Below are 24,967 nucleotides of genomic sequence, written 5' to 3'. Positions count from 1 at the left end.
GCCTACAGGGCATGCAGGACGTCGAGGAGTTCCGGGCGGAGGTCCGTCAGTGGCTCGCCGACAATCTGGTCGGCGAATTCGCAGCTCTCAAGGGCCTCGGTGGGCCCGGACGCGAGCACGAGGCGTTCGAGGAGCGCCGGGCATGGAACCAGCATCTAGCCCAGGCCGGGCTGACCTGCCTGGGCTGGCCGGTCGAGCACGGCGGCCGCGGCCTGTCCACCGCCCACCGGGTGGCGTTCTACGAGGAGTACGCCAAGGCCGATGCGCCGGACAAGGTCAACCACTTCGGCGAGGAACTGCTCGGCCCCACGCTGATCGCGTTCGGCACGCCCGAGCAGCAGCAGCGCTTCCTGCCGCGCATCCTCGATGTCACCGAGCTGTGGTGCCAGGGCTATTCGGAGCCCGGCGCCGGCAGTGACCTGGCCAACGTGGCGACCACCGCCGAACTCGACGGCGACGAGTGGGTGATCAACGGCCAGAAGGTGTGGACGTCGCTGGCGCACTGGGCACAGTGGTGCTTCGTGGTCGCGCGTACCGAGAAGGGGTCCAAGCGCCACGCCGGGCTGTCGTATCTGCTGGTGCCGTTGGATCAGCCTGGTGTCCAGGTCCGCCCGATCATCCAGCTGACCGGCGACTCGGAGTTCAACGAGGTGTTCTTCGACGACGCCCGCACTGAGGCTTCGCTGGTGGTCGGCGAACCCGGCGACGGCTGGCGGGTCGCGATGGGGACGCTGACCTTCGAGCGCGGCGTGTCGACGCTGGGACAGCAGATCCGTTACGCCCGTGAGCTTTCCAACCTGGCCGAGCTCGCCCAGCGCACCGGCGCCGCCGACGACCCGTTCATCCGCGAGAGGCTGACCCGGGCGTGGACCGGACTGCGGGCCATGCGCAGCTACGCGCTGGCCACCATGGACGTCGAGCAGCCCGGTCAGGACAACGTGTCGAAGTTGTTGTGGGCCAACTGGCATCGCGATCTGGGCGAGCTGGCCATGGACGTCATCGGCAAGCCTGGGCTCACGCTGACCGACGGTGAGTTCGACGAATGGCAGCGGCTGTTCCTGTTCACCCGCGCCGACACCATCTACGGCGGATCCAACGAGATCCAGCGCAACATCATCGCCGAGCGGGTGCTCGGCCTACCCCGAGAGGTCAAAGGATGAGTCTGTCCGAAGCTCCGAAAGAGATTGCCGGACATGGGCTTCTGCAGGGCAAGGTGGTGGTCGTGACCGCGGCCGCCGGCACCGGCATCGGCGCGTCCACGGCACGACGGGCGCTGGCCGAGGGAGCCGACGTGGTGATCTCGGATCACCACGAACGCCGGCTGGGGGAGACCGCCGACGAGCTCACCGCACTGGGACAGGGCCGGGTGGAAAGCGTGTTGTGCGACGTGACGTCCACCGCGCAGATCGATGCGCTGTTCGCCTCGGCCACCGCGCGGATGGGACGCGTCGACGTCCTGGTGAACAACGCCGGGCTGGGCGGGCAGACCCCGGTGGTCGACATGACCGACGAGGAATGGGACCGCGTCCTGGATGTCACCCTCACGTCGGTGTTCCGCGCCACCCGCGCGGCGCTGCGCTACTTCCGCGACGCCCCGCACGGCGGGGTGATCGTCAACAACGCCAGCGTCCTCGGTTGGCGCGCGCAGCACTCGCAGTCGCACTACGCCGCGGCCAAGGCCGGGGTGATGGCGCTGACCCGTTGCAGCGCAATCGAAGCCGCCGAATACGACGTGCGGATCAATGCGGTGTCGCCGAGCATCGCCCGGCACAAGTTCCTGGAGAAGACGTCGTCATCGGAGTTGCTCGACCGGCTGTCGGCCGGCGAGGCCTTCGGCCGGGCCGCCGAGCCGTGGGAGGTGGCGGCCACCATCGCGTTCCTCGCCAGCGACTACTCCAGCTACCTCACCGGCGAGGTCATCTCGGTTTCCAGCCAGCACCCGTGAGCTGCGATCTCGCTGACTAGCGCGAGGCCGCGACGTGTTTACAATTGTCGACCAACGCGGTTGATGCAGGCGGGAGGGCGCTGTGAGCGAAGGACCGGGTCCCCGGCCGTGGGGTGAGAACCCGACTCCCGCAAGCACACCCGGCCAGCCCCCGGGCGCCCCCTGGCAATCGGGCGCGGGCTGGCCGGAACAGTGGGGGCAGGGCGGGCAGGCGACGCCTTTCGAGCAGCCCGCGTACGGGCCGTGGTCGTCGCCGCCACCGGTCACCGTCGCCCACTTCAACGGCCCGCACGGCGGGCCCGGCCAGCGCAATCGCAAGCCGTTGATCATCGGGCTGAGCGTGGCCGCCGCCGTGGTCGTCGTGATCGTCATCGCCGTGATCGCCGTCAGCAGCGGCGGCGGATCGGGCAGTGCGGGCGATGCCGCCAGGGGCTACCTGGAGGCGCTCGCCCGCGGGGACGCCCAGGCCGCGCTGACGTACAGCACCGACCAGCCGGCGTCCAAGGAATTCCTGACCGACGACATCCTCAAGCGGCAGATCGCGCGGTGGCCGATCACCGACATCAAGATCCTCGACGACAATTCGGCGCGCGGCTTCGGTTTCGGGCAGGTGCACGTGTCGGCGAAGTTCGGCGACAACACCTCGGACGTGACCATGTCGATCAAGAAGGCCGGCAACGACTGGAAGCTCGACCACGCCGCGATCAAGGTGGACACACTCAACGCGGGCATCGAGCAGGCCGCCGTCAAGACCGCGACGTTCTTCGGCAAGCCCGTCGGCACCGCGCCGGTCTACGTGTTTCCCGGTTGGCTGGACGTCGCCAGCAGCAACCCGAATCTGGCCGTCAACCCGAAAAAGCCCTTCCTGCTTGACAATCTGACGACGGCGGGCGCGTACTTCAACGACCTGGAGTTCAAACTGAGCGACCAGGGGGTGGCGGCGACCAGCTCCGCGATCTCGGCGGCGCTGGCGAATTGCGCGAACTCCACTCAGTTGCGGCCGGCCGACTGCCCCCAGCACGCCTTCGACTACGACCTGGTGGACGGGACCGCGGCGTGGGGCCGGCCCGACATCAGCGGCCTCAAGATCAATCTGTTCGACCCGTTCCGTCTCGAGGCGACCTTCTCCGGTTCGGTCAACTTCCCGCTGACCGCCCAGACCCGATCGGGCGGCACCAAGACGAGCGTGGTGAACGCGTTCGTGTCCGGCAACGCCGACGAGTCGCAGAACCCGCCGGTGGTCTCGCTGCGCTGACGCTTGCGACGGGGCTCTGAACGCGACACCGTGCCTGGTAGCCAAGCAAGCGCTTGGTTGATACTCTGATCGGGTGGACCGAGTGCCCGGTCAGGCCAACAGCCGGCGAGATGAGCTACTGGAGCTTGCCGCGACCATGTTCGCCGAGCGTGGATTGCGTGCCACCACCGTGCGCGACATCGCCGACAGCGCCGGCATCCTCTCCGGTAGCCTGTACCACCACTTCTCCTCCAAGGAGGAGATGGTCGACGAGCTGCTGCGCAGTTTCCTCGATTGGTTGTTCGCGCGCTACCGCGAGATCGTGGACGGCGAGGCCAATCCGCTGGAGCGGCTCAAGGGATTGTTCATGGTGTCGTTCGAGGCCATCGAGCACCGGCACGCGCAGGTCGTCATCTATCAGGACGAGGCCCAGCGGCTGCTGTCCCAGCCCCGGTTCGCCTACATCGAGGACATGAACCGGCAGCAACGCAAGATGTGGCTCGAGTTGCTCAATCAGGGCGTGGAGCAGGGCTGCTTCCGGCCCGACCTCGACGTCGACCTGATCTACCGCTTCATCCGGGACACCACGTGGGTGTCGGTGCGCTGGTATCAGCCGGGCGGGCCGCTCACCGCGGAACAGGTCGGCCGGCAATACCTCGCCATCGTTCTCGGCGGAATCACTGCGGAATCAAAGAAGATCGAAGAAGGAGTCTGAAATGCCACGTGTCGGCGACGATGCAGACCGAAGCGATGAGGAGGAGCGACACAATGACTGAGGCGTACGTCATCGACGCTGTGCGTACCGCGGTCGGCAAGCGCGGCGGATCGCTGGCCGGGGTTCACCCGGTCGATCTGGGCGCCCTGGGCTGGCGCGGACTGCTCGACCGGGTCGACGTCGATCCCGCCGCCGTTGACGACGTGATCGCCGGCTGTGTCGATGCCATCGGCGCGCAGGCCGGCAACATCGCTCGGCTTTCGTGGCTGGCCGCCGGCTATCCCGAAGAGGTTCCCGGCGTCACCGTCGACCGGCAGTGTGGTTCCAGCCAGCAGGCCATTTCCTTTGGCGCACAGGCGGTTCTGTCCGGCACGGCCGACCTGATCGTCGCCGGTGGCGTGCAGAACATGAGCCAGATCCCGATCTCGTCGGCCATGACGGTGGGCGAGCAGTTCGGATTCACCTCGCCCACCAACGAGTCCAAGCAGTGGCTGCACCGCTACGGCGACCAGGAGATCTCGCAGTTCCGCGGTTCGGAGCTGATCGCCGAAAAGTGGAACCTGTCCCGCGAAGAGATGGAGCGCTACGCGCTGACCAGTCACGAGCGCGCGTTCGCGGCCATCCGCGGCGGCCACTTCGACAACGAAATCATCACCGTCGAAACGGAATCCGGCCCGTTCCGGGTCGACGAAGGCCCGCGTGAGTCGTCGCTGGAGAAGATGGCCGGCCTCAAGCCGCTGGTCGAAGGGGGCCGGCTGACGGCGGCCATGGCCAGCCAGATCTCCGACGGTGCCAGCGCCGTGCTGCTGGCGTCCGAAAAGGCGGTCAAGGAACACAATTTGACCCCGCGGGCGCGCATCCACCACATCAGCGCCCGCGCCGCCGACCCGGTCTTCATGCTGACCGGACCCATCCCGGCGACCCGCTACGCGCTGGACAAGGCCGGGCTGTCCATCGACGACATCGACACCGTGGAGATCAACGAGGCGTTCGCGCCCGTGGTGTTGGCCTGGCTCAAGGAGATCAAGGCCGACCCGGACAAGGTCAACCCCAACGGCGGCGCGATCGCGCTCGGCCACCCGCTGGGCGCCACCGGTGCCAAGCTGTTCACCACCATGCTCAACGAGCTGGAGCGCATCGGCGGGCGGTACGGCCTACAGACGATGTGTGAGGGCGGCGGCACGGCGAACGTCACCATCATCGAGCGCTTGTAGCTGGTTCTGCCGGGTACAGCTAGCGGGTTGCCACGACCAGGCCGATGCCGCCCAGGGCGAGCAGCCAACTCGTGAAGCTGCCGACCAGGAAGTATTCGGTCACCTCGTCGATGCCGACGCCGCCGTTGCGGTTTGTCTGAGCGTTCAGTTCGGGAAACCGGATGATGCCCTTGGCGGCGACGACGGCGCTGGCCGCGGCCACCTGTCCGCCGACGCCCAGGCTCAGGATCAGCAGGCGCTCCATCGGTCCCAGCAGTCTGCCGCCCTTGAGCCGGTCCGACGGCTGCGGCTCGCCGGGCGGGCGCACCGCGCCCACCGAGCCAAGCACCAAGCGCACCAACTGATTTGCAGTGGCGAACTGGACCAGGACGACGCCGACTAGCATCAGCAGCCGAGTGGGCGTGACATGGGCGAGCGGCAGGTGAACCCAGGCCGACCACCGCGCGACGGCGCCGTGGGCCGGGGAGGACCAGCCGGACAACACCGCCAGCAGCGCCATCGCGCAGCCGAAGACCGCCAACGGTGCGCCCTGCGCCGTGCCGCTGCGCTCGCTTCGCGCGCACAGCCATTCCCAGGCGACGACCGCTGCGGCCGCCAGCACCAGCAATGCGATGTCGCCGGCACGCCACAGAGCTCCCAGCGCCGCACTTGCGAGCACCACCGCCGGCCCGATCAACAGCGGCGGCCAGACCCCGCGGGTCGCCCGGCGGCAGAGGTCGGCGACGCCCAGCGCGATGAGAAATACCGCGACGGCGCTCACGGCAGGCTCCGAAGATATTGGCTGGCAAGGATAATCAGGTCCAAGCCGTCGCGACTGGCGCGCTGGGACACCGCCGACGGGCTGATCCCCTCGTCGGCGGCGAGCTCCTTTTTGGTCCGGCCTGTCATCAACCCCGTCACAATTCGCAACGACCTCTCATCGAGCGATCCAAGCAGATGGTCCCGACAAATCAGGGCCGCGTTGACCGCCGCGACGTCGTCGCGTGTGTCACCGTCGGCCCGGAAGGTCGTGCGCACCAGCGTGAAGCCCGGCTGCCGCTGGGCCGCCGCGGTCTGCTGGATGGCCTCTCGCGCGGTCCACCAACCCGGACCGTCCTGGATTCCCGCGTCGGCATCCAGGACGGCGACCCCGCCCCAGCCGATGCCGAACCGGACGTCGATTTCGGGGCCGACGGCCAGCCGCAGCGACAGGGCGGCGTCGATCGCGGCACCCACGGTCGGGTAGCTGCCCTGAAACTCGTCGCCGACGGTGAACGCCGGTGGGTCGATGGCGCCGGCCGCCACCTGCCGCAGGGCGCTCGCCAGGGCCCGGTGCAGTTTCGAGCGGTCGGCGGCGCGCCGGGAGCCGACGACGTCGCCGATCAGGGCCGCTCGTGGTGAAGAATATCGCTTCATCCGAACCATATGAAGACTATAGCTTAATAAGCAACAACTTTAGCTATAAGCTTCAATCACAGAGGGCCTGGGCCGATTACGGCCCTTCCACCAGCCCGGATGCCGCTTGCAGGTGTTTGATCGCGTCGCGCACGATCGATTCGATCAGCTCGGCGCAGGACGGCAGGTCCTCGAGAATGCCGGCCACTTGTCCGGAAGCCAGCACGCCGGCATCGGTGTTCCCGTCAACCAGGCCGGCTTTCAACAGCATCGGGGTGTTGGCCGCCATCACCACCTGCGACCAGGTCAGCTCCTTGCCGTGGCGCATCGCCAGGCCGTCGCTGATCATCGACCGCCAGGTCATCTGCGACATGTGCTTGAACTTGGCGGCGTTGCGCACCGCGGCGGTCAGGCCCCTGATCGGCGTGCCGTTCTCCAGCTTCTCGACCAGGCCGGTGCGCAGCACCCGGTGCGGCATGCCGTCAACGCGCGTCGTGACGACCGTGCCGTCCAGCGCCGATTCCAGGTAACGGCGTTTCACCGCATCGGGCACGGTCGAATCCGAGGTCAGCAGGAAGCGGGTGCCCATCGCGACGCCGGCGGCGCCGTAGCTCAACGCGGCCGCAAGGCCGCGCCCGTCGAAGAACCCCCCGGCCGCGATCACCGGGATCCCGCTGCCCTGCACGGCGTCCAGCACCGAGGGCAGCAGCAGGGTGGTGGCGACCGGCCCGGTGTGGCCACCGCCCTCGCCGCCCTGCACGATCATCGCGTCGGCGCCCCAGCTCGCCACCTTGCGGGCGTGCTTGGCCGCCCCGATCGACGGAATCACCACGGCGCCCGCATCTTTCAGCCGGGCGATGAGTTCCTGCTTGGGCGCCAGGGCGAAGGATGCCACCTTGACGCCTTCGCGGATCATCAGGTCGACGCGGTCGCCGGCGTCGGCGGCGTCGGCGCGGATGTTCACGCCGAACGGCTTGTCGGTGGCGGCCTTGACCTTCGCGATGGCCGTGGCCAATTCGTCCAGCGTCATGGTGGCCGAGGCCAGGATGCCCAGCCCGCCGGCGTTGGCCGTGGCGGACACCAGCCGGGCGCCGGCCACCCAGCCCATCCCGGTCTGGACCACGGGGTGCTCGACACCGACCAGCTCGGTCAGCGGCGTGCGCAGCCTCATACCAACCGCCGACGATGCAGAGCGAAGCGATGAGGAGGAGGCGGAATAATCATCAACGGATCTCCCTGTCGCGCAGCGCCTTCGGGTCGATGACCTCGCGGATCAGGCGCAGCTCGTCGTCGGTCGGCAGCCTGGTCTCCGCGGCGCTGTCGAGGCCGTGCACCTCGAACGAGGTGTTCTCGGCGACCTCGTCGGCCGCGACTCCGGGATGCAGGGACACCGCCCGCATGGTGCGGTCCGGTCCGCCGAAGTCGAACACGCCTAGGTTGGACACCACCCGATACGTGTTCGCGAAGCGGAACGCCGGGTTGTCGGGCTCGACGTTGTCCCAACCGATTCCGCAGACGACGTCGACCTTCTCGCAGAACACCCGCTTGGAGTGATTGCCTACCCAATAGCTGGTGGCGTGGTTGATGGCGTTGCCGGGTGCACCCCGGACACCGAACATCTGCCGCTTGGGCTGCTGCAGCGGGCCGAACGCCGAAATGTTCTGATTGCCAAAGCGGTCAACCTGATTGGCGCCCATCACCACGTGTCGCCGGCCCCACGCGAGGGTTTCGAAGACCCGGCCGAACGGCATCCAGCCCTCGACGGGAGCGGGCGCGCCCAGGGCCGGGGTTTCGGCCAGCAGCTGCGCCTCGCCGTCGGTCAGCAGGATGTCCGGTGCAAAGGTCAACCGGGCCAGTCGCGCGCCGACCGAGGCCATGTTGGTCATCGGGCTGACCATGATTTCACCGGCATCCCGGAACAATTCGGCGCAGGCGACCGCGCAGATCTCGGGTCGAGTGATCACAACGCCGCTCATGACGAGGCCTCCTCCTTGAACGCGCGCACGGCCGCCTGATAGTCCTCTTCGCTGCCCGACAGGAAGGTCTGCACGAACTGCTGCCAGCCCTCGTCCGTCGAGGCCGCCTCGGCGTAGTGCCGCTGAAACTTCTCGTCGCGTCCGTAATCCGGTGCGGCGGTGGTGAAGTGGGCCCCACCCGGCGCCTCGACCACACCGTCGACCATCATGCGGTTCACCAGCAGGGCCTGCGGGGGGACCGCCTTGACCAATTCCTGGGTGGACACGACGCGCTCCACCGACAGGAAGCGCTTCTCGGCGGCCATCAGGAACAGGTCGTCGAAGTACGGGTCGATTCCTGTGTAGGCCGCATTGCCTTGCGCGTCACCGAGATTGAGGTGCGCGAACGCGGCATCCAGGCGCAGCGCGGGCATCGCGATCAGAGTCTCGTGCCCACCGCCGGGTGCCGGATAGGGGCTGGTCACCGTCTGCAGCTCGCCCTCCCAGAAGTCCGGCACCGAGCTGCCCAGTCCGGCGCGGATCGGCAGGAACGGCAGGCGCTGCGCCGCGGCCTGCAGCCCGCAGCGCAGCATGCCCTCGTCCATCTCCCGGGCCTCGATCGCGCCGTTGGCACGGGCTTTGGCGAACCAGGGGTCGTAGAAGGGCGGGGAGTCCAGCGAGACGAAGCCGTAGTAGACCCGCTTGACCTTGCCGGCCGAGCACAGCAGGCCCAGGTCCGGCCCGCCGTAGGTCACCACCGTCAGGTCGGTGATGTTCGTGCGCAGCAGCGCCCGCACGAACGCCATCGGCTTGCGCCGCGACCCCCAGCCGCCGATGCCGATGGTCATGCCGCTGCGCAATTGCGCGACGGCCTCGTCGAGGGTGGTTCTCTTGTCGGACACTATGCGCCGCTCCTCCTCATCGCTTCGCCCTGCATCGTCACCGGCGGCTCCTATTTCTTGCCCTTCTCGGTACCGGCGAACGCGTCGCGGTGCTCGTCGGAAACCCCGGCGAGGTTGAGCTCGAACGTAAAGCCTTGCTCCATGCGGTAACTCGAGTTGACTCGTTGCACGTCGATCAGGTTCAGCGCTTCCTTGGCCGCTCGGATCACGCGGGTGTCCTTGGCGGCGATGTCGCGCGCGACCCGCAGGGCGGCCTCGTCGAGCTGATCGCGCGGCACCACCTCGTGCACCGAACCGAAGTGGTGCAAGGTGGCGGCGTCGACGGTGGCCGCGGTGAAGAACAGCCGCCGCATCATGTGCTGGGGAACCAGTCGCGACAGGTGCGTCGCCGCGCCCAGCGCGCCGCGTTCCACCTCCGGCAGCCCGAAGGTGGCGTCGTCGGAGGCCACGATGACGTCAGAGTTGCCGACCAGGCCGATGCCGCCGCCGACGCAGAATCCGTTGACCGCGGCGACGACGGGAACCGCGCACTCGTAGACCGCGCGGAATGCCGCGAAGCAGCCGCGGTTGGCGTCGATCAGCGCGGTGAATCCCTCGGTGCGCTGCATCTCCTTGATGTCGACCCCGGCGTTGAAGCCGCGGCCCTCGGCGCGCAGGATCACCACGTGGGTGTTGAGATCCCGGCCGGCCGCGGTGATGGCGTCGGCGAGCTCGAACCAGCCGCGCGACGGGATGGCGTTGACGGGCGGGAAGTCGACGGTGACCGCGACGATGCCCGGTTCGGTGGTGGTGGATGTGATGGGCAAGGTGCCACTTCCTTGTGGGGGTAACTACCTAAGCAAGCACTTGCTTGGTACGCTAGCACAGTGACTCGCGCCGAAGCATGCCCCTCTCTTGAAGCCATCAACTTGGGGCTGGCCGGGCGGGTGGTTCTCGTCACCGGCGGTGTCCGCGGGGTGGGTGCCGGCATCAGCTCCGTTTTCGCCAAGCAGGGCGCCACCGTCGTCACCTGCGCGCGCCGGGCGGTCGACGGATCGCCCTACGAATTCCACTCATGCGACGTCCGCGACGACGACGCCGTCAAGGTCTTGATCGACACCGTTGTGGACCGGCACGGCAGGCTCGACGTCGTCGTCAACAACGCGGGGGGATCGCCCTACGTACTGACCGCGGAGTCCAGCGCCAAGTTCAACCGCAAGATCATCGAACTCAATCTGATTGGTGCGCTGTCGGTTTCACAGCATGCGAATGCTCACATGCAAAACCAGCAGCAGGGCGGGGCGATCATCAACATCTGCAGCCTCAGCGGCCGCCGGCCGTCCCCCGGAACGGGCGCCTACGGTGCGGCCAAGGCCGGCCTGGAAAGCCTGACGCAGACGCTGGCGGTCGAGTGGGGGCCGAAGGTCCGGGTGAACGCCTGCGTGGTCGGCATGGTGGAGACCGAGCAGTCCGAACTGTTCTACGGCGATGCCGACTCCATCGCCGCGATCTCAAAGAATGTGCCACTCGGCAGGCTGGCTGAGCCCGCCGATATCGGTTGGGCCGCGGCATTTCTGGCCTCCGACGTTGCGTCCTACATCAGCGGGGCCTCGTTGGAGGTGCACGGCGGCGGCGAGCCGCCGCACTATCTGGCCACCACGAACGCGAGCGCGATCAAGTAGAGGAGACAAGGACTATGGGAGTGGTTGACGGCCGCGTCGTCATCGTCACCGGAGCGGGCGGCGGTATCGGTCGCGCGCATGCGCTGGCCTTCGCCGAAGAAGGCGCGCGTGTGGTGGTCAACGACATCGGGGTGGGCCTGGACGGTTCGCCGGCCGGCGGCGGCAGCGCCGCGCAGGGCGTCGTCGACGAAATCGTGGCAGCCGGCGGTGAGGCCATCGCCGACGGATCCAACATCGCGGACTGGGACCAGGCGGCGGCCCTGATCCAGACCACCGTCGAAACCTACGGCGGCCTAGACGTTTTGGTGAACAACGCCGGCATCGTGCGCGACCGGATGATGGCCAACACCAGCGAAGAGGAGTTCGACGCCGTCATCGCCGTGCACCTGAAGGGACACTTCGCCACGATGCGCCACGCCGCGTCGTACTGGCGGGGGCTGTCCAAGGAGGGCAAGGCGGTTGACGCGCGGATCATCAACACCAGTTCGGGCGCGGGCCTGCAGGGCAGCGTCGGGCAGGGCAACTACAGCGCGGCCAAGGCGGGTATCGCGGCGCTGACGTTGGTCGCCGCCGCCGAGATGGGGCGCTACGGCGTCACCGTCAACGCCATCGCGCCCTCGGCCCGCACCCGCATGACCGAGACGGTGTTCGCCGAGATGATGGCCACACAGGACCAGGACTTCGACGCCATGGCGCCGGAAAACATTTCGCCGCTGGTGGTTTGGCTGGGCAGCGCCGAATCGCGCGACGTCACCGGCAAGGTGTTCGAGGTCGAGGGCGGCAAGATCCGGGTCGCCGAGGGCTGGGCGCACGGGCCGGAGATCGACAAGGGCGCGAGGTGGGATCCCGCGGAGCTGGGTCGGGTCGTCGCCGACCTGCTCGCCAAGGCGCGCCGGCCGGTCCCGGTCTACGGCGCCTAGCGGGGCTCGCACACCACCAGCGGGATGACCCGGTCGGCGGCCTCGCGGTATTTGCGGTAGGGCGGGTACATCCGCGTCAGTCGTGGCCAATACCGTTCGCGCTCAGTGTCGGTGGCGTCACGGGCGACCAGGTCCAGATGCTGGGCGCGGATCTGCACCTGCACGTCGGGATTCTCTTTGACGTTGAGGTACCACAGCGGATCCTCGTCGCGCCCACCAAAAGACGCGGGCAGGATCACCCGCTCTCCGTCGCGCAGGTAGAGCGTCGCGGTGGTCCGCGGCTCGTCGGACTTGCGTCCGGTGGTGGTCAGCAGGGCCGCCGGGAACCGCAGCAGCCTGGCACCGACCCTGCCGTTGGTTCGCCGGTACACCCAGATATGGGCGCGCGCGAAATACTTGAGCAGCAGCGCAATCGGGCGTGAGTTGCGGATCCAGCGGCGGTCGGACATGGTGCCCAGATGATTCCCCGCTGGGGTGAAATGAAAACTAGGGGTCGCAGATGATGATCGGGATGACCCGATCGGTCCAGGCCCGGTAGTCGTCGAACGAGGGATACATGGCATCCAGCTTCGGCCAGTACTCGGCGCGCTCCGCCTCGGTGGCATCGCGGGCCTGCAACTGCAGGACCTCGTCCTTGATCTGCACGGAGACTCCTGGATTGGCCTTGAGGTTGAGGTACCACTGCGGGTGCTTGTCGCTGCCACCCTTCGAGGCGACCAGGATCACCCGGTTGCCCTCGCGCAGGTAGAGCAGCGGGCTGACCCGCGGTTCGCCGCTCTTGCGGCCGGTGGTGGTGAGCAGCGCGACCGGAGCCTTCTGGAAGGTGTTGCCGAGCTTTCCGTTGCTGCGTTGGTAGATCCACGCGTTGCTCTTGGCCATCCACTTGATGATGAAGCCGACCCAGGGAGCGTTGAGTGCACGTGGCTTCGGTTTCGGCATGGGAGCTCCTTGACGTCCTTAACGCTGGATGAAGGGTTGGAAGCGGACCTTGATGTGGTGGATTTCGGCCTTCCCGCTTGCGCTTTCGGCCGGAATCACAAAGGTCTCGTTGACGTGCGCGGCGAGCCGCCGGCCGCCGAACGCGGCCTTGGTGCGCACCTGGTACGACGCGTGCACCCGGTCACCGTCGATGCGGTAGTCCGGCGGCGTCGTGTCCGCGAGCAACCGGTACTGCAGCCCGCGATTGAGGCTGCGCCGCAGGTGGTTTCCGGAGAAACCGTTCTTGATTCCCTGCTCGATGCGGGTGCAATGGGCGGCGAACGGAACGGCGTCACCGTTATGGTCGACCAACGCGTCGATGTAGGCCTGCGCCGCGGCGATGCGGCTGTCGTCGGAGACGCTCACCAGGAATGAGAACGATCGAGCGCTAGATGCGCTCGATGATGGTGCCGGTCGACAGCGCGCCGCCCGCACACATGGTGATCAGCGCGGTGGTCTGGTCGGTGCGTTCCAGCTCGTGCAGTGCGGTGGTGATCAGCCGGCTGCCGGTGCTGCCGACCGGGTGGCCCAGCGCGATGGCCCCGCCGTTGACGTTGACCTTGGCCATATCCGGGTCGTGCACCCGCGCCCACGACAGCACCACGGAAGCGAATGCCTCGTTGATTTCGGTGATGTCGATGTCGCCCATCTTCATCCCGGCCTTCTCCAGCACCCTCGCCGTCGACTGCACCGGGCCGTCCAGGTGGTAATAGGGCTCGGCGCCGACCAGCGCCTGGCTGACGATGCGCGCCCGCGGCCGCAGGCCCAGCGCCTTGGCCTTGTCCTCGTCCATCCACAGCACGGCAGCCGCGCCGTCGGAGATCTGCGACGACGTTCCCGCCGTGTGGATTCCGCCCTCGAGCACCGGCTTGAGCGAACTCAGGCCCGACAGCGTGGTGTCGCGCAGGCCCTGATCGCGGCTGATGGTGACGCGCTCGGACGTCGGTTGCTTGTTCTCGTCGAGAGCCGGGGCCTCGATCGGGGAGATCTCGCGGTCGAAGCGGCCCTCCTCCCACGCCTGCTTGGCCTTGGTCTGGGACGCCAGGCCGAACTCGTCGATCTCCTCGCGGGTGATGCCGCGCCGCTTGGCGATTCGCTCCGCCGCGGTGAACTGGTCGGGCAGGTCGATGTCCCATGATGCGGGGCGCAGGATGCTGCGGTCCGGGCCGGCGTTCGCGCCCAGCCCGACGCGGCTCATGGCCTCGATGCCGCACGCGATGCCGATGTCGATCGCGCCCGCCGCGATGAGGCCGGCGACCAGGCCGTTGGCCTGCTGGCCGCTGCCGCACTGGCAGTCCACGGTCATGGCGCCGACGTGCTCCGGCAGCCCGGCCACCAGCCAGCTGACCCGGCTGATGTTGTTGGACTGCTCGCCGTACTGTGTGACGCAGCCGCCGATGACCTGTTCGACGTCGCCGGCGTCGATGCCGGCCTTCTCGACCAGCGCCTTCTGGACCGCACCCAACAGCTCGGTGGCGTGCAAGCCGGAAAGCCATCCGTTCCGCTTACCGATGGGGCTACGAGTGGCTTCAACGATGACAGGGTTACCCATTCCGTCAGGCTAGAACACGTTTCATTACTCTGACAAGCGAGGATGGTGACCTGCCTTTTATCTGCGCAGGAGGCGTGTTTTACTGGCACTAGAACACGTTGCAATTGAGGAGCGCATACGCATGGCACCCCCCAACATTCCCGCCGACTTCGACTTTCTCGACCCCGACGTCAACCTCGCCGGGTTGCCCGTCGAGGAACTTGCCCAGCTGCGTAAGGCCGAGCCGATCCACTGGGTCGACATCCCGAATGGCGCGGGCGGATTCGAGGACCACGGCTATTGGATCGTCACCAAGCACGCCGACGTCAAGGAGGTGTCGAAGCGCAGCGACATCTTCTCCAGCTGGATGAATGGCGCCATCCCCACCTGGCCGCCGGAGATGAAGCGGGAGCAGGTCGAGCTGCAGCGCAGCGTCATGCTCAACATGGACGCGCCGCACCACACCCGGCTACGCAAGATCATCTCCCGCGGGTTCACGCCGCGGGCCATCGGACGGCTGGAGGCCGAGCTGGCCCAGCGCGCCCAGAACATCGCCGAGACCGCCGCGAAGGAGGGCAGCGGTGACTTCGTCGAACAGGTGTCGTGCGAGCTGCCCCTGCAGGCCATCGCGGGTCTGCTGGGCGTTCCGCAGGAGGATCGCGACAAGCTCTTCCGCTGGTCCAACGAGATGACCGGTGGCACCGACCCCGAGTACGCCCACGTCGACCCCGCACAGTCGTCGGTGGAACTGATCACGTACGCGATGGCGATGGCGGCGGAGCGCAACCAGAACCCCACCGACGACATCGTCACCACGCTCATCCAGGCCGACATCGACGGCGAGAAACTCTCCGACGACGAGTTCGGCTTCTTCGTCGTGATGCTGGCCGTGGCCGGCAACGAGACCACGCGGAACTCGATCACCCACGGCATGATCGCTTTTGCCAACAACCCCGATCAATGGGAGCTCTTCAAGAAGGAGCGCCCGGTGACCACGGCCGACGAGATCATCCGTTGGGCCACACCGGTTTCGGCCTTCCAGCGCACCGCCAACGAGGACACCGAGCTGAGCGGCGTGCAGATCAAGAAGGGCCAGCGGGTGGTGATGTCGTACCGGTCGGCCAACTTCGACGAAGAGGTCTTCGAAGACCCGCACACCTTCAACATCCTGCGCGACCCGAACCCGCACGTCGGCTTCGGCGGCACCGGAGCCCACTACTGCATCGGTGCGAACCTGGCCCGCATGACGATCAACCTGATCTTCAACGCGGTGGCCGATCACATGCCGGATCTCAAGCCGATCGGCGAGCCCGAGCGGCTGCGGTCGGGCTGGCTCAACGGCATCAAGCACTGGCAGGTCGACTACGCCGGCCAGCCCGCGGTGACGTCCTGATGGACTTCGATCTCACCGCGACGCAACAGGCCGTCGCCGATGTGGTGACGTCGGTGTCCGAGCGCGAATTGAGCTGGGACGCTTTGGTCAGCGGGGGTGTGACGGCGCTTGCGGTGCCCGAACGTCTCGGCGGTGACGGCGTGGGTCTGCCCGAGGTGGCCACCGTCCTGACGGAGATCGGCAGACACGGCGCCATCACGCCGGCGCTGGCCACCCTGGGCTTGGGCGTGCTGCCGCTGCTCGATCTGGCCTCCGACGACCAGCAGGACCGGTATTTGGCCGGCGTCGCCAAGGGCGCGATCCTGACCGCCGCCCTCAACGAGCCGGGCACCGCACTGCCGGACCGGCCCTCGACCACGGTCGCCAACGGGCGGTTGTCGGGCACCAAGGTCGGCGTCGGCTATGCCGGACAAGCGGATTGGATCCTCGTCACCGCCGACAGCGCGGTGGTCGTGGTGTCGGCAACGGCCAACGGGGTCGAGGCGGTTCGAACCCCGACCTCGAATGACTCCGAGGAGTACACGGTCACGTTCGCCGACGTCGCGGTCGACGACTCCGACGTTCTGGCGGGCGCGACGGCTTCCCGGGTCAACCAGTTGGTGCTGGCCGCCGTCGGCGCCTACGCCGACGGGTTGGTGGCCGGGGCGCTGCGCCTGACCGCCGACTACGTGGCCAACCGCAAGCAGTTCGGCAAGCCGCTGTCGACGTTCCAGACCGTGGCCGCCCAGCTCGCTGAGGTCTACATCGCCTCGCGGACCATCGATTTGGTGGCGAAGTCGGTTGCTTGGCGGTTGTCGGAGGGCCGGGACGCCGACGACGACCTCGATGTCCTCGGCTACTGGATCACCTCGCAGGCGCCGCCGGTCATGCAGATCTGCCATCACCTGCACGGCGGGATGGGAATGGACATCACCTATCCGATGCACCGGTACTACTCCACGATCAAGGACCTGTCGCGGCTGCTGGGCGGTCCTTCTCATCGTCTCGATCTGGTGGGAGCGCAATGTTCATAGACCTGACTCCGGAGCAGCGCCAGCTGCAAGCGGAACTGCGGGAATACTTTTCGAACCTGATCTCGTCCGACGAGATGAAGGCGATGGAGCAGGACCGTCACAACGAGGCCTACCGCGCGGTGATCCGGCGGATGGGCCGCGACGGCAAGCTCGGGGTCGGATGGCCAAAGGAGTTCGGCGGCTTGGGTTTCGGCCCGATCGAGCAGTCGATCTTCGTCAACGAGGCGCACCGGGCCGACGTGCCGCTGCCCGCGGTGACGTTGCAGACGGTCGGCCCGGTACTGCAGCAGTTCGGCAGCGATGAGCAGAAAAAGAAGTTCCTGCCGGCCATCCTGGCGGGTGAGGTGCACTTCGCGATCGGCTACACCGAGCCCGAGGCGGGCACCGACCTGGCCTCCCTGCGGACCACTGCCGTGCGCCAGGGCGACGAGTACATCGTCAACGGGCAGAAAATTTTCACCACCGGCGCCCACGACGCGGACTACATCTGGCTGGCCTGCCGCACCGATCCGGAAGCCGTGAAGCACAAGGGCATTTCGATCCTTATCGTCGACACCAAGGATCCCGGCTACTCCTGGACGCCGATCATCTTGTCCGACGGCGCGCACCACACCAACGCCACCTACTACAACGACGTACGGGTGCCCGCGGACATGTTGGTCGGCGAGGAGAACGGCGGATGGCGGCTGATCACCACCCAGCTCAACAACGAGCGCGTCATGCTGGGCCCCGCGGGCCGCACCGCCGGCATCTACGACCGGGTGCACGCCTGGGCGTCCAAGCCGGGCAGCGACGGCGTCACGCCGATCGACCACCAGGACGTCAAGCGGGCGCTCGGTGAGATCCACGCGATGTGGCGGATCAACGAGTTGCTCAACTGGCAGGTGGCCGCCGCGGGCGAGGATATCAACGTGGCCGACGCCGCGTCGACGAAAGTCTTTGGCACCGAGCGTATCCAGTACATCGGCAGGCTCGCCGAAGAAATCGTCGGCAAGTACGGCAACCCCGCCGATTCGGACACCGCCGACCTGCTCAACTGGCTGGATTCGCAGACCAAGCGCAACCTGGTCATCACCTTCGGCGGGGGCGTCAACGAAGTGATGCGCGAGATGATCGCCGCGTCCGGCCTCAAAGTGCCGAGGGTGCCTCGATGACCGATATCAAAGAAGCGGTCGCGGAAATCACCGCCACCGTCGTCGCTGCCCCGCGCGACGCTCGGGATCCGGTGAACCAGCCGACGATCAACAACTGGGTCGAGGCGCTCGGCGATGCCAACCCGATCTACGTCGACGAGGCCGCCGCCAGGGCTGCCGGTCATCCCGGAATCGTCGCGCCGCCGGCCATGATTCAGGTGTGGACCATGTTCGGGCTGGGGGGCGAACGCCCGACCGACGACCCCATGGGCCCGATCATGCAGCTGTTCGACGAGGCCGGCTACATCGGTGTGGTCGCGACCAACTGCGAGCAGACTTATCACCGGTATCTGCGTCCGGGCGAGCAGGTCACCGTCCACTCCGAGATGCGCGACGTGGTCGGCCCCAAGCAGACCGGGCTCGGCGAGGGCTGGTTCATCAACCAGCACATCACCTGGCGGGTCGGTGACGAGGACGTTGCCGAAATGGCCTGGCGCATCCTGAAGTTCCGGCCGCGCGAGGATTCCGGCGCCACCGGCTCCGTCCCGCAGGACCTGGACGCCGACGCCATGATGCGTCCCGCCGTGTCGCGCGACACCGCCTTCTTCTGGGAGGGCGTCAAAGCTCACGAACTGCGCATCCAGCGCCTCGCCGACGGCACGCTGCAGCACCCGCCGGTGCCGGCGGTGTGGCAGGACAAGGCCGAGCCCATCGACTACGCGGTGGCCAGCGGTCGCGGCACGGTGTTCAGCTTCGTGGTGCACCATGCGCCCAAGGTGCCCGGTCGCACGCTGCCGTTCGTGATCGCACTGATCGAACTGGAAGAGGGCGTTCGAATGCTCGGCGAGCTACGCAACGTCGAGGCCGCCGAGATCAAGATCGGAATGCCGGTCCGCGCAACCTATATCGACTTCCCGGCCGGTGAGTCCGGCCCGGAGTGGAGCCTCTACGCCTGGGAGCCCGTGGGAGACGAAGCATGAGCGCACCCGCTGTTGAAGTGGGCACCGTCCTGCCCGAACTCAAGCTGCACGGTACGCCGACGTTCATCATCTCAACGGCCATAGCCACCAGGGACTTTCAGGACGTCCACCATGACCGGGACCTGGCGCAGGCCAAGGGTTCCAAGGACATCTTCGTCAACATCCTCACCGACACCGGCCTGGTGCAGCGCTATGTCACCGACTGGGCGGGCCCCACGGCGCGGATCAAATCCATCGGGCTGCGGCTCGGCGTGCCGTGGTACGCCTACGACACCGTCACCTTCTCCGGTGAGGTGACGGCCATCGACGACGGCCTGATCACGCTGAAGGTATTCGGCCGCAACAGCCTTGGTGATCACGTCATCGCGAACGTGACGCTGACGATCGGGGGTTCGTAGATGTTGTCGGGTAAGGCCGCGATCGTTGGCATCGGCGCCACCGACTTTTCCAAGGACTCCGGCCGCAGCGAGCTGCGGCTGGCGGCCGAGGCGGTCCTGGATGCGCTGGACGACGCGGGGTTGAGCCCGTCCGATGTCGACGGACTGACCACGTTCACGATGGACACCAACAACGAGACGGCCGTCGCGCGTGCGGTCGGCATCGGTGACCTGAAGTTCTTCTCGCAGATCGGATACGGCGGCGGCGCCGCGTGCGCCACCGTCCAGCAGGCGGCGATCGCCGTGGCGACCGGGGTGGCGGACGTCGTCGTCGCGTACCGGGCGTTCAACGAGCGTTCGGGCATGCGGTTCGGTCAGGTGCAGACCCGGCTGGTGGGAAACGCAGGGGTGCAGGCTGATTCGACGGCCGCGGACAACTCCTTCTCCTACCCGCACGGGCTGTCCACGCCGGCCGCGCAGGTCGCCATGATCGCCCAGCGCTACATGCATCTGTCCGGTGCGACCAGCCGGGACTTCGGTGCGATTTCGGTGGCCGACCGCAAGCATGCGGCGAAGAACCCGAAGGCCTACTTCTACGAGAAGCCGATAACCATTGAGGACCACCAGAATTCGCGGTGGATCGCCGAGCCGCTGCGGTTGCTGGATTGCTGCCAGGAGACCGACGGTGCGGTCGCGATCGTGGTGACGTCGCCGGAGCGCGCGAAGGATCTCAAGCAGCGGCCGGCGATCATCGAGGCGGCGGCGCAGGGTTCCAGCCCCGACCAGTACACGATGGTCAGCTACTACCGGCCCGAGCTCGGCCTGCCCGAGATGGGGGTGGTGGGCCAGCAGCTGTGGGGACAGTCGGGGTTGAAACCGACCGACATCCAGACCGCGATCCTGTACGACCACTTCACGCCCTTCACCCTGATTCAGTTGGAAGAGTTGGGATTCTGCGGCAAGGGCGAGGCCAAGGAGTTCATCGCCGACGGCGCCATTGAGATCGGCGGGCGACTGCCCATCAACACCCACGGTGGCCAGCTCGGCGAGGCCTACATCCACGGCATGAACGGCATCGCCGAGGGTGTGCGGCAATTGCGGGGCACTTCGGTCAACCCGGTGCCCGACGTCGAGCATGTGCTCGTCACCGCCGGAACCGGTGTGCCCACCTCCGGCCTTATCCTGGGCTAGGGCCCGTGGCTCTGGCCTAGCACGACTTCGCGGCCGCCGAGTGTGACACTGCAGTCACGTTCGGGCTCGACTGCGACTGCAGTGTCACACTCGAGGCGGTGTCAGTGCGGGATGGCACACTCCCACCATGGGAGAACCGTTCATCGGCAGTGAAGCCGTAGCGGCGGGAGTGGCTTCGCATAGTCAGTTGCGCCGCAGGTACACACGCGTCTTCCGGGATGTGTACGTCAGCCAAGGCACTGAGCTGACTCACGATGTGCGCGCCCGGGCAGCATGGCTATGGTCGGGGCGTCGTGCCGTCATCGCGGGCCATTCGGCCGCAAGCCTTCATGGAAGCGAGTGGGTCGACGCAGCGCGGCCCGTCGACATCATTCACGACAACCGGCATGCACCGGCAGGACTGCAGGTCTGGGGTGACCGACTTGAGAGTGACGAGGTTGAGCTCCTCGGCGGCGTCGAGGTGACCAGTCCTGCGCGCACTGCGCTCGACCTCGCCTGTTGGTACCCGCCGACGACGGCGGTCGCCGCGATTGATGCCCTGCTTCGTGTGACTGATCTCAAGGTTGCCGACGCCGAATTGCTGGCGGCCCGATACCGCGGACGGCGCGGACTTGAGCGTGCACGCGTCTCTCTCGGCCTCGTCGACGGAGGTGCACAATCTCCGAAGGAGACATGGTTGCGTCTCACCTTGATCCAAGCGGGTTTGCCTCGGCCCCAGACCCAGATTCCAGTGCTCGACGAATTCGGCAGCGCCTTCGCTTATCTCGACATGGGGTGGGAGGACGTCAAAGTCGCGGTTGAATACGATGGCGACCAGCACCGCAGCGATCGATCTCAATATGCCTGGGATATCAGGCGACTCGAGCGACTACAACGAAGGGGTTGGATCGTGGTGAGGGTTGTCGCGGGGGACCGGCCCGCCGAGATCATTCGGCGGGTGCAAGCGGCTCGCGCCCGTCGAGTGTGACACCGCAGTCACGGTGAGGGTCGAATGTGACTCCAGTGTCACGTTCGGCACAAAACTACGCCGGCACCATTTCGCCGCCCGACCGCACGACGGCGTTGTCGCGCGCGGGCGCTACAACGCTGGCCAGGAAGCGGCCATTGTCCTTCCAGATGCCGACCTTGAGCGTTTCGCCGGGGAAGGCCACCCCGGCGAAACGCGCGCCGTAGGCCGCCACCGCTCCGGTATCGCCGTCGAGCAGTGCATCGGTGATCGCCTTGCAGGTCATGCCGTAGGTGCACAGCCCATGCAGGATGGGCTGCGAAAAGCCTGCGGCGGCAGCGAATTCGGGATCGGAGTGCAGCGGGTTGCGGTCGCCGCACAACCGGTAGAGCAGCGCCTGCTGCGGCAGGATCGGCACGTCAACCTCGAGATCGGGCGCACGGTCGGGCGCGCCGTCCGACGTCGAAGGCCCGCGCTCGCCGCCGAATCCGCCTTCGCCGCGGGCGAAGATTGACCGGCGCTGCGTCCACAGCAGCGTGCCGTCCGGCGCGGTCACCGTCGTCTCGCTCCAGATCACCGCGGCCTTGCCCTTGTCCCAGATGTCCGTGAACCGGGTGACCGCCTTGGCCGAGCCGGACGGCGGCAGCGGGGCGGGCGCCTCGACGCGCTCGCTGGCGTGCAGTACCTTGCCCAGCTCGATGTCGATGCCGGGGAACTTGACGGTCGGCGGCTTCGTGACATGGAAGGTGGCGGCGACGTTGCCGAACGTCGGCAGCACCTGCGGGGTGTCGTCGACCAGATAGCGCAGCTCGCGCGGGTCCATCGGATCGGCGCCCGCACCCAGCCCGAGGTGGTAGAGCTGCACATCGCTGCTGGCCCAAGAGAATTCGATGGGATCCAGCTCGGCATTCAGTGCGACGTCTACGTCGATCGGCATCGCGGTTACCTTTCCCCGGCTCCGCCGGCTATGTGCAACGCCGCCAAGTAGCCGAACGTCATGGCCGGTCCGATGGTGCCACCCGGACCGGGGTACGTGTGGCCCATCACCGGCGCACTGACGTTGCCCGCGGCGTAGAGGCCTTCGATGATACTGCCGTCGTCGCGCAGCGCCCGGCCATGGATGTCGGTGCGGATGCCGCCCTTGGTGCCAAGGTCACCGGGCACCATCTTGGCCGCGTAGTACGGCGCGTGACTGATCTCGCCGAGGTTGGGATTCGGCTTGTTGGTCGGGTCGCCGTAGTACTTGTCGTAGGCGCTCTCGCCGCGCTGGAAGTCCGCGTCGACGCCGGAGCGGGCGAAGCCGTTGAAACGCTCGACGGTTGCGGTGAATTCGCCGACCGGAAGGCCGGCCTTCTGCGCCAGCTCCGCCAGAGTGTCGGCGGTGATGATGACGCCGGACTCCAGCCACTTGCGCGGAATGCGTTGTCCGGGCTGCAATCCCGCGAAGATGTAGCGGTCCCGGTACTGCTGGTCGAACACCAGCCAGGCGGGGATGTTCTCGCCGGGTCCCGGCCCCTGACCGAATTCGCCGCCGTACATGTGATGGCAAGCCTCGACATAGGGCATCGACTCGTTCATGAATCGCTTGCCCGACATGTTGACAATGATCGATCCCGGCGAATTGCGCTCGGACAGCGCGAACCACGGCGCCCCCACCAGCGGGACGGTCGGCCCCCACCAGGCGTCTTCCATGATGTCCAGTGCGGCGCCGAGCTTTTCGCCCGCCAGAATCCCGTCGCCGGTGTTGGCTGCCGCACCGACGGTCCACTCGGTGGTGATCGGTGCGCGCTGGTATTTCACCCGCATTTGTTCGTTGTGCTCGAACCCGCCCGACGCCAGGATCACGCCGCGCCGGGCCCGGATCAGCTGGGGCTCGCCCGATTCCGCATCGCCGGCGGCGCGCACGTAGACACCGCGCACCACACCGTCTTCGACGTAGAGGTCGGTGAGCGCGGTGTTGAGCACCACCGGAACCCCGGCCCGCTGCAACCCGATCCGCAGCGGCCCGATCAAGGCCCGGCCCATGCCGACGAGGTTCTTGCCGGTGGCCTTGGCCCACATCGTGCGCGCCCCGACCTTCAGGCTGCGCAGCACACCGCGCGGGTGACGCTTGAGTTGGTTCAGCCGCACGTAATCCTGTTGCATCACCACGACGTTGAGCGGGACCTTGCCATAAGCAGGTTCGAGCCCGGCTTCATCCTCGCCGAGCTTGCGGGCGTTGAACGGCTTCGGCTCGATCGATCGGCCCTCCGCTCGTCCGCCCGGCGACTCGGGGTAGTAATCGGAGTACTTCGGCACCCAGCACATCTTCAGCGGGGTGTGCTTCAGCACAAACGACAGCATCTCGGGGCCGCGCTCGAGGTAGGTGTCGATGCGTTCCGGCTCGACGACGTCGCCGACGATCCCGTGCAGATAGGTGCGGGCGGCCTCGGCGGTATCGCGCACCCCGTCACGCTTGAGGACTTCGTTATTTGGGATCCAAACGCCGCCGCCTGAGCGTGCGGTCGAACCGCCGAAGTGTGGGGCCTTCTCGATGACTATGGTGGAAAGACCCCGGTGAGCGGCGGTAAGGGCGGCCACCATGCCGGCCCCGCCGCTCCCGACCACGACGACGTCGTACTCCTGCGCTGACATGTAGAACACGTTATAGAATTGCCCCGGGCGGCCGCTACTGGCCCGGTCGACCGTACGAGGAGACGTGAAAAAATGCTCAGTGTTGCCACGCGCGACGAGCTAGCTGCCGACTTGGCGCAAGCCGAGCGGAGCGGCGAGCCGATCGCCCCGCTTACCGCCGCCTATCCGGACATCGACGTCGTCGACGCCTACGAGATTCAGCTGATCAACATCCGCCAGAGAGTCGCGGAGGGGGCCCGGGTGCTGGGCCACAAGGTGGGGCTGTCGTCGTTGGCGATCCAGCAAATGATGGGCGTCGACGAACCGGACTACGGACATCTGCTCGACGAGATGCAGCTGTTCGAAGACACCCCGGTCAAGGCGAACCGCTACCTGTACCCCCGGGTGGAGGTGGAAGTCGGGTTCATCCTGAACGCCGACCTGCCGGGGGCCGGCTGCACCGAGGACGACGTGCTGGCTGCCACCGAGGCGCTGGTCCCGTCGATCGAGCTGATCGACACCCGGATCACCGACTGGAAGATCGAGCTGTGCGACACCATCGCCGACAACGCGTCGTCGGCGGGTTTCGTGCTCGGCGAGGCGCGCGTTTCCCCCAATGACATCGACATCAAGGGGATCGACGCGGTGCTGCGCTGCAACGACGAGGTCGTCGCGGAAGGCCGCACCGACGCGGTACTGGGCAATCCGGTCACCGCGGTGGCCTGGCTGGCGCGCAAGGTGGACGGCTTCGGTGTCCGCCTGCGCAAAGGCGACGTGGTGCTGCCCGGATCGTGCACGCGGGCGATCGACGCACACCCCGGCGACAACTTCGTCGCCGACTTCGCGGGCCTCGGTTCGGTCCGTTTGTCGTTCGAATAAGCTCGAATTAAAT

At 67.2% G+C, this 24,967-nt stretch carries 27 protein-coding genes; 15 read left to right on the top strand and 12 right to left on the bottom strand.

The annotated features are described in order from the left end of the window. The first annotated feature begins 11 nt into the window (after positions 1 to 11). From ipdE1 to fadA6, 5 genes are all read left to right on the top strand, one after another. A complete protein-coding gene (ipdE1, locus tag ACYQ8K_RS02385) occupies positions 12 to 1,160 on the top strand; it encodes an acyl-CoA dehydrogenase IpdE1 (RefSeq protein WP_459966787.1) in 1,149 nt (382 codons plus the stop codon). Beyond that, positions 1,157 to 1,945, top strand: a complete 789-nt coding sequence (gene ipdF, locus ACYQ8K_RS02380) for a (5R,7aS)-5-hydroxy-7a-methyl-1-oxo-2,3,5,6,7,7a-hexahydro-1H-indene-carboxyl-CoA reductase (RefSeq protein WP_459966786.1) — start codon at positions 1,157 to 1,159, stop codon at positions 1,943 to 1,945. Before ipdE1 ends, ipdF begins: the two co-directional genes overlap by 4 nt. 82 nt (positions 1,946 to 2,027) lie before the next feature. Beyond that, a complete protein-coding gene (locus tag ACYQ8K_RS02375; protein WP_459966785.1) occupies positions 2,028 to 3,200 on the top strand; it encodes a hypothetical protein in 1,173 nt (390 codons plus the stop codon). A gap of 73 nt (positions 3,201 to 3,273) precedes the next feature. Continuing rightward, positions 3,274 to 3,894, top strand: a complete 621-nt coding sequence (gene kstR2 / locus ACYQ8K_RS02370) for a TetR family transcriptional regulator KstR2 (protein ID WP_459966784.1) — start codon at positions 3,274 to 3,276, stop codon at positions 3,892 to 3,894. A gap of 53 nt (positions 3,895 to 3,947) precedes the next feature. Further along, positions 3,948 to 5,108 carry a steroid 3-ketoacyl-CoA thiolase FadA6 gene (gene fadA6 / locus ACYQ8K_RS02365; RefSeq protein WP_459966783.1) on the top strand — a complete coding sequence of 387 codons (1,161 nt, stop codon included), beginning with the start codon at positions 3,948 to 3,950 and terminating at the stop codon, positions 5,106 to 5,108. A 19-nt stretch (positions 5,109 to 5,127) separates the two neighbouring features. Here fadA6 and ACYQ8K_RS02360 read toward each other — a convergent pair whose 3' ends face one another. From ACYQ8K_RS02360 to echA20, 6 genes are all read right to left on the bottom strand, one after another. Further along, positions 5,128 to 5,868, bottom strand: a complete 741-nt coding sequence (locus ACYQ8K_RS02360; RefSeq protein WP_459966782.1) for a hypothetical protein — start codon at positions 5,866 to 5,868, stop codon at positions 5,128 to 5,130. Then, entirely contained in the window at positions 5,865 to 6,512 is a 648-nt protein-coding gene (locus ACYQ8K_RS02355; protein WP_459966780.1) for a SatD family protein, read from the bottom strand. Before ACYQ8K_RS02355 ends, ACYQ8K_RS02360 begins: the two co-directional genes overlap by 4 nt. Positions 6,513 to 6,579: 67 nt before the next feature. Then, on the bottom strand, positions 6,580 to 7,653 hold the full coding sequence (gene ipdC / locus ACYQ8K_RS02350; RefSeq protein WP_459966779.1) for a (3aS,4S,5R,7aS)-5-hydroxy-7a-methyl-1-oxo-octahydro-1H-indene-4-carboxyl-CoA dehydrogenase: 1,074 nt from the start codon (positions 7,651 to 7,653) through the stop codon (positions 6,580 to 6,582). Between the two features lie 52 nt (positions 7,654 to 7,705). Continuing rightward, entirely contained in the window at positions 7,706 to 8,446 is a 741-nt protein-coding gene (ipdB, locus tag ACYQ8K_RS02345; protein WP_459966831.1) for a cholesterol ring-cleaving hydrolase subunit IpdB, read from the bottom strand. Between the two features lie 8 nt (positions 8,447 to 8,454). After that, positions 8,455 to 9,339 carry a cholesterol ring-cleaving hydrolase subunit IpdA gene (ipdA, locus tag ACYQ8K_RS02340; protein WP_459966778.1) on the bottom strand — a complete coding sequence of 295 codons (885 nt, stop codon included), beginning with the start codon at positions 9,337 to 9,339 and terminating at the stop codon, positions 8,455 to 8,457. Positions 9,340 to 9,389: 50 nt separating this feature from the next. Next, positions 9,390 to 10,145 (bottom strand): (7aS)-7a-methyl-1,5-dioxo-2,3,5,6,7,7a-hexahydro-1H-indene-carboxyl-CoA hydrolase, encoded by a 756-nt coding sequence (echA20, locus tag ACYQ8K_RS02335; protein ID WP_459966777.1) that lies wholly within the window; start codon positions 10,143 to 10,145, stop codon positions 9,390 to 9,392. A 60-nt stretch (positions 10,146 to 10,205) separates the two neighbouring features. On the opposite strand from echA20, the gene ACYQ8K_RS02330 reads away from it, so the two are divergent. Continuing rightward, a complete protein-coding gene (locus ACYQ8K_RS02330; protein ID WP_459966776.1) occupies positions 10,206 to 11,000 on the top strand; it encodes an SDR family oxidoreductase in 795 nt (264 codons plus the stop codon). A 14-nt stretch (positions 11,001 to 11,014) separates the two neighbouring features. Then, positions 11,015 to 11,920: an SDR family oxidoreductase gene (locus tag ACYQ8K_RS02325; protein WP_459966775.1), complete on the top strand. Its 906-nt coding sequence runs from the start codon at positions 11,015 to 11,017 to the stop codon at positions 11,918 to 11,920. Here the strand turns inward: ACYQ8K_RS02325 and ACYQ8K_RS02320 are convergent. From ACYQ8K_RS02320 to ACYQ8K_RS02305, 4 genes are read right to left on the bottom strand one after another with little or no spacing between them, the layout of a single operon-like run. Then, positions 11,917 to 12,369, bottom strand: a complete 453-nt coding sequence (locus tag ACYQ8K_RS02320; protein ID WP_459966774.1) for a nitroreductase family deazaflavin-dependent oxidoreductase — start codon at positions 12,367 to 12,369, stop codon at positions 11,917 to 11,919. The two genes, ACYQ8K_RS02325 and ACYQ8K_RS02320, sit on opposite strands and share 4 nt — an antisense overlap. A 37-nt stretch (positions 12,370 to 12,406) precedes the next feature. Next, entirely contained in the window at positions 12,407 to 12,859 is a 453-nt protein-coding gene (locus ACYQ8K_RS02315; protein WP_459966773.1) for a nitroreductase family deazaflavin-dependent oxidoreductase, read from the bottom strand. 18 nt (positions 12,860 to 12,877) lie between these two features. Beyond that, complete coding sequence (locus tag ACYQ8K_RS02310; RefSeq protein ID WP_459966830.1) at positions 12,878 to 13,267, bottom strand: hypothetical protein; 390 nt, start codon at positions 13,265 to 13,267, stop codon at positions 12,878 to 12,880. Between the two features lie 19 nt (positions 13,268 to 13,286). Next, the gene (locus ACYQ8K_RS02305; protein ID WP_459966771.1) at positions 13,287 to 14,450 is read right to left on the bottom strand and encodes a steroid 3-ketoacyl-CoA thiolase; all 1,164 of its coding nucleotides are present in this window, start codon (positions 14,448 to 14,450) and stop codon (positions 13,287 to 13,289) included. Between the two features lie 121 nt (positions 14,451 to 14,571). Between ACYQ8K_RS02305 and ACYQ8K_RS02300 the strand changes: the two genes are divergently transcribed. The 7 genes from ACYQ8K_RS02300 (at position 14,572) to ACYQ8K_RS02270 (ending at position 21,483) form a co-directional block, all read left to right on the top strand. Further along, positions 14,572 to 15,822, top strand: coding sequence for a cytochrome P450 (locus ACYQ8K_RS02300; RefSeq protein WP_459966770.1), 1,251 nt, complete (start codon positions 14,572 to 14,574; stop codon positions 15,820 to 15,822). Then, positions 15,822 to 16,835 (top strand): acyl-CoA dehydrogenase family protein, encoded by a 1,014-nt coding sequence (locus ACYQ8K_RS02295; RefSeq protein WP_459966769.1) that lies wholly within the window; start codon positions 15,822 to 15,824, stop codon positions 16,833 to 16,835. Before ACYQ8K_RS02300 ends, ACYQ8K_RS02295 begins: the two co-directional genes overlap by 1 nt. Beyond that, on the top strand, positions 16,826 to 17,989 hold the full coding sequence (fadE29, locus tag ACYQ8K_RS02290; RefSeq protein ID WP_064882143.1) for an acyl-CoA dehydrogenase FadE29: 1,164 nt from the start codon (positions 16,826 to 16,828) through the stop codon (positions 17,987 to 17,989). The genes ACYQ8K_RS02295 and fadE29 overlap by 10 nt, the downstream gene beginning before the upstream one ends. Next, positions 17,986 to 18,948 (top strand): bifunctional MaoC family dehydratase N-terminal/OB-fold nucleic acid binding domain-containing protein, encoded by a 963-nt coding sequence (locus tag ACYQ8K_RS02285; RefSeq protein ID WP_459966768.1) that lies wholly within the window; start codon positions 17,986 to 17,988, stop codon positions 18,946 to 18,948. The genes fadE29 and ACYQ8K_RS02285 overlap by 4 nt, the downstream gene beginning before the upstream one ends. Further along, positions 18,945 to 19,346 carry a MaoC family dehydratase gene (locus ACYQ8K_RS02280; protein WP_459966766.1) on the top strand — a complete coding sequence of 134 codons (402 nt, stop codon included), beginning with the start codon at positions 18,945 to 18,947 and terminating at the stop codon, positions 19,344 to 19,346. Before ACYQ8K_RS02285 ends, ACYQ8K_RS02280 begins: the two co-directional genes overlap by 4 nt. Next, positions 19,347 to 20,516, top strand: coding sequence for a lipid-transfer protein (locus tag ACYQ8K_RS02275; protein WP_459966765.1), 1,170 nt, complete (start codon positions 19,347 to 19,349; stop codon positions 20,514 to 20,516). Between the two features lie 127 nt (positions 20,517 to 20,643). Then, positions 20,644 to 21,483 carry a hypothetical protein gene (locus ACYQ8K_RS02270; protein ID WP_459966764.1) on the top strand — a complete coding sequence of 280 codons (840 nt, stop codon included), beginning with the start codon at positions 20,644 to 20,646 and terminating at the stop codon, positions 21,481 to 21,483. Between the two features lie 55 nt (positions 21,484 to 21,538). Here ACYQ8K_RS02270 and ACYQ8K_RS02265 read toward each other — a convergent pair whose 3' ends face one another. Together ACYQ8K_RS02265 and kstD are read right to left on the bottom strand one after the other, a co-directional pair. Continuing rightward, positions 21,539 to 22,399: a MaoC family dehydratase gene (locus tag ACYQ8K_RS02265; protein WP_459966763.1), complete on the bottom strand. Its 861-nt coding sequence runs from the start codon at positions 22,397 to 22,399 to the stop codon at positions 21,539 to 21,541. 5 nt (positions 22,400 to 22,404) lie between these two features. After that, positions 22,405 to 24,096 (bottom strand): 3-oxosteroid 1-dehydrogenase, encoded by a 1,692-nt coding sequence (gene kstD / locus ACYQ8K_RS02260; RefSeq protein ID WP_459966762.1) that lies wholly within the window; start codon positions 24,094 to 24,096, stop codon positions 22,405 to 22,407. 72 nt (positions 24,097 to 24,168) lie between these two features. Between kstD and ACYQ8K_RS02255 the strand changes: the two genes are divergently transcribed. Further along, positions 24,169 to 24,954, top strand: a complete 786-nt coding sequence (locus ACYQ8K_RS02255; protein WP_459966761.1) for a 2-keto-4-pentenoate hydratase — start codon at positions 24,169 to 24,171, stop codon at positions 24,952 to 24,954. The last annotated feature ends 13 nt before the right edge of the window (positions 24,955 to 24,967 follow it).

This window comes from Mycobacterium sp. MUNTM1, assembly GCF_054660795.1.
The sequence above is the reverse complement of the archived record's forward strand: the minus strand, read 5'-3'. Positions and strand labels throughout refer to the sequence as shown.

Excerpts from the sequence above, each read along its gene's own strand:
- ACYQ8K_RS02295 (WP_459966769.1), top strand. The coding sequence starts at position 15,822 with ATGGACTTCGATCTCACCGCGACGCAACAGGCCGTCGCCGATGTGGTG.
- ACYQ8K_RS02325 (WP_459966775.1), top strand. The coding sequence starts at position 11,015 with ATGGGAGTGGTTGACGGCCGCGTCGTCATCGTCACCGGAGCGGGCGGC.
- ACYQ8K_RS02315 (WP_459966773.1), bottom strand. The coding sequence starts at position 12,859 with ATGCCGAAACCGAAGCCACGTGCACTCAACGCTCCCTGGGTCGGCTTC.
- ACYQ8K_RS02270 (WP_459966764.1), top strand. The coding sequence starts at position 20,644 with ATGGGAGAACCGTTCATCGGCAGTGAAGCCGTAGCGGCGGGAGTGGCT.
- kstD (WP_459966762.1), bottom strand. The coding sequence starts at position 24,096 with ATGTCAGCGCAGGAGTACGACGTCGTCGTGGTCGGGAGCGGCGGGGCC.
- fadE29 (WP_064882143.1), top strand. The coding sequence starts at position 16,826 with ATGTTCATAGACCTGACTCCGGAGCAGCGCCAGCTGCAAGCGGAACTG.
- fadA6 (WP_459966783.1), top strand. The coding sequence starts at position 3,948 with ATGACTGAGGCGTACGTCATCGACGCTGTGCGTACCGCGGTCGGCAAG.
- ACYQ8K_RS02320 (WP_459966774.1), bottom strand. The coding sequence starts at position 12,369 with ATGTCCGACCGCCGCTGGATCCGCAACTCACGCCCGATTGCGCTGCTG.
- ACYQ8K_RS02355 (WP_459966780.1), bottom strand. The coding sequence starts at position 6,512 with ATGGTTCGGATGAAGCGATATTCTTCACCACGAGCGGCCCTGATCGGC.
- ACYQ8K_RS02275 (WP_459966765.1), top strand. The coding sequence starts at position 19,347 with ATGTTGTCGGGTAAGGCCGCGATCGTTGGCATCGGCGCCACCGACTTT.
- ipdE1 (WP_459966787.1), top strand. The coding sequence starts at position 12 with ATGCAGGACGTCGAGGAGTTCCGGGCGGAGGTCCGTCAGTGGCTCGCC.
- ACYQ8K_RS02300 (WP_459966770.1), top strand. The coding sequence starts at position 14,572 with ATGGCACCCCCCAACATTCCCGCCGACTTCGACTTTCTCGACCCCGAC.
- ACYQ8K_RS02285 (WP_459966768.1), top strand. The coding sequence starts at position 17,986 with ATGACCGATATCAAAGAAGCGGTCGCGGAAATCACCGCCACCGTCGTC.
- ACYQ8K_RS02255 (WP_459966761.1), top strand. The coding sequence starts at position 24,169 with ATGCTCAGTGTTGCCACGCGCGACGAGCTAGCTGCCGACTTGGCGCAA.
- ACYQ8K_RS02305 (WP_459966771.1), bottom strand. The coding sequence starts at position 14,450 with ATGGGTAACCCTGTCATCGTTGAAGCCACTCGTAGCCCCATCGGTAAG.
- ACYQ8K_RS02280 (WP_459966766.1), top strand. The coding sequence starts at position 18,945 with ATGAGCGCACCCGCTGTTGAAGTGGGCACCGTCCTGCCCGAACTCAAG.
- ipdC (WP_459966779.1), bottom strand. The coding sequence starts at position 7,653 with ATGAGGCTGCGCACGCCGCTGACCGAGCTGGTCGGTGTCGAGCACCCC.
- ipdF (WP_459966786.1), top strand. The coding sequence starts at position 1,157 with ATGAGTCTGTCCGAAGCTCCGAAAGAGATTGCCGGACATGGGCTTCTG.
- ACYQ8K_RS02265 (WP_459966763.1), bottom strand. The coding sequence starts at position 22,399 with ATGCCGATCGACGTAGACGTCGCACTGAATGCCGAGCTGGATCCCATC.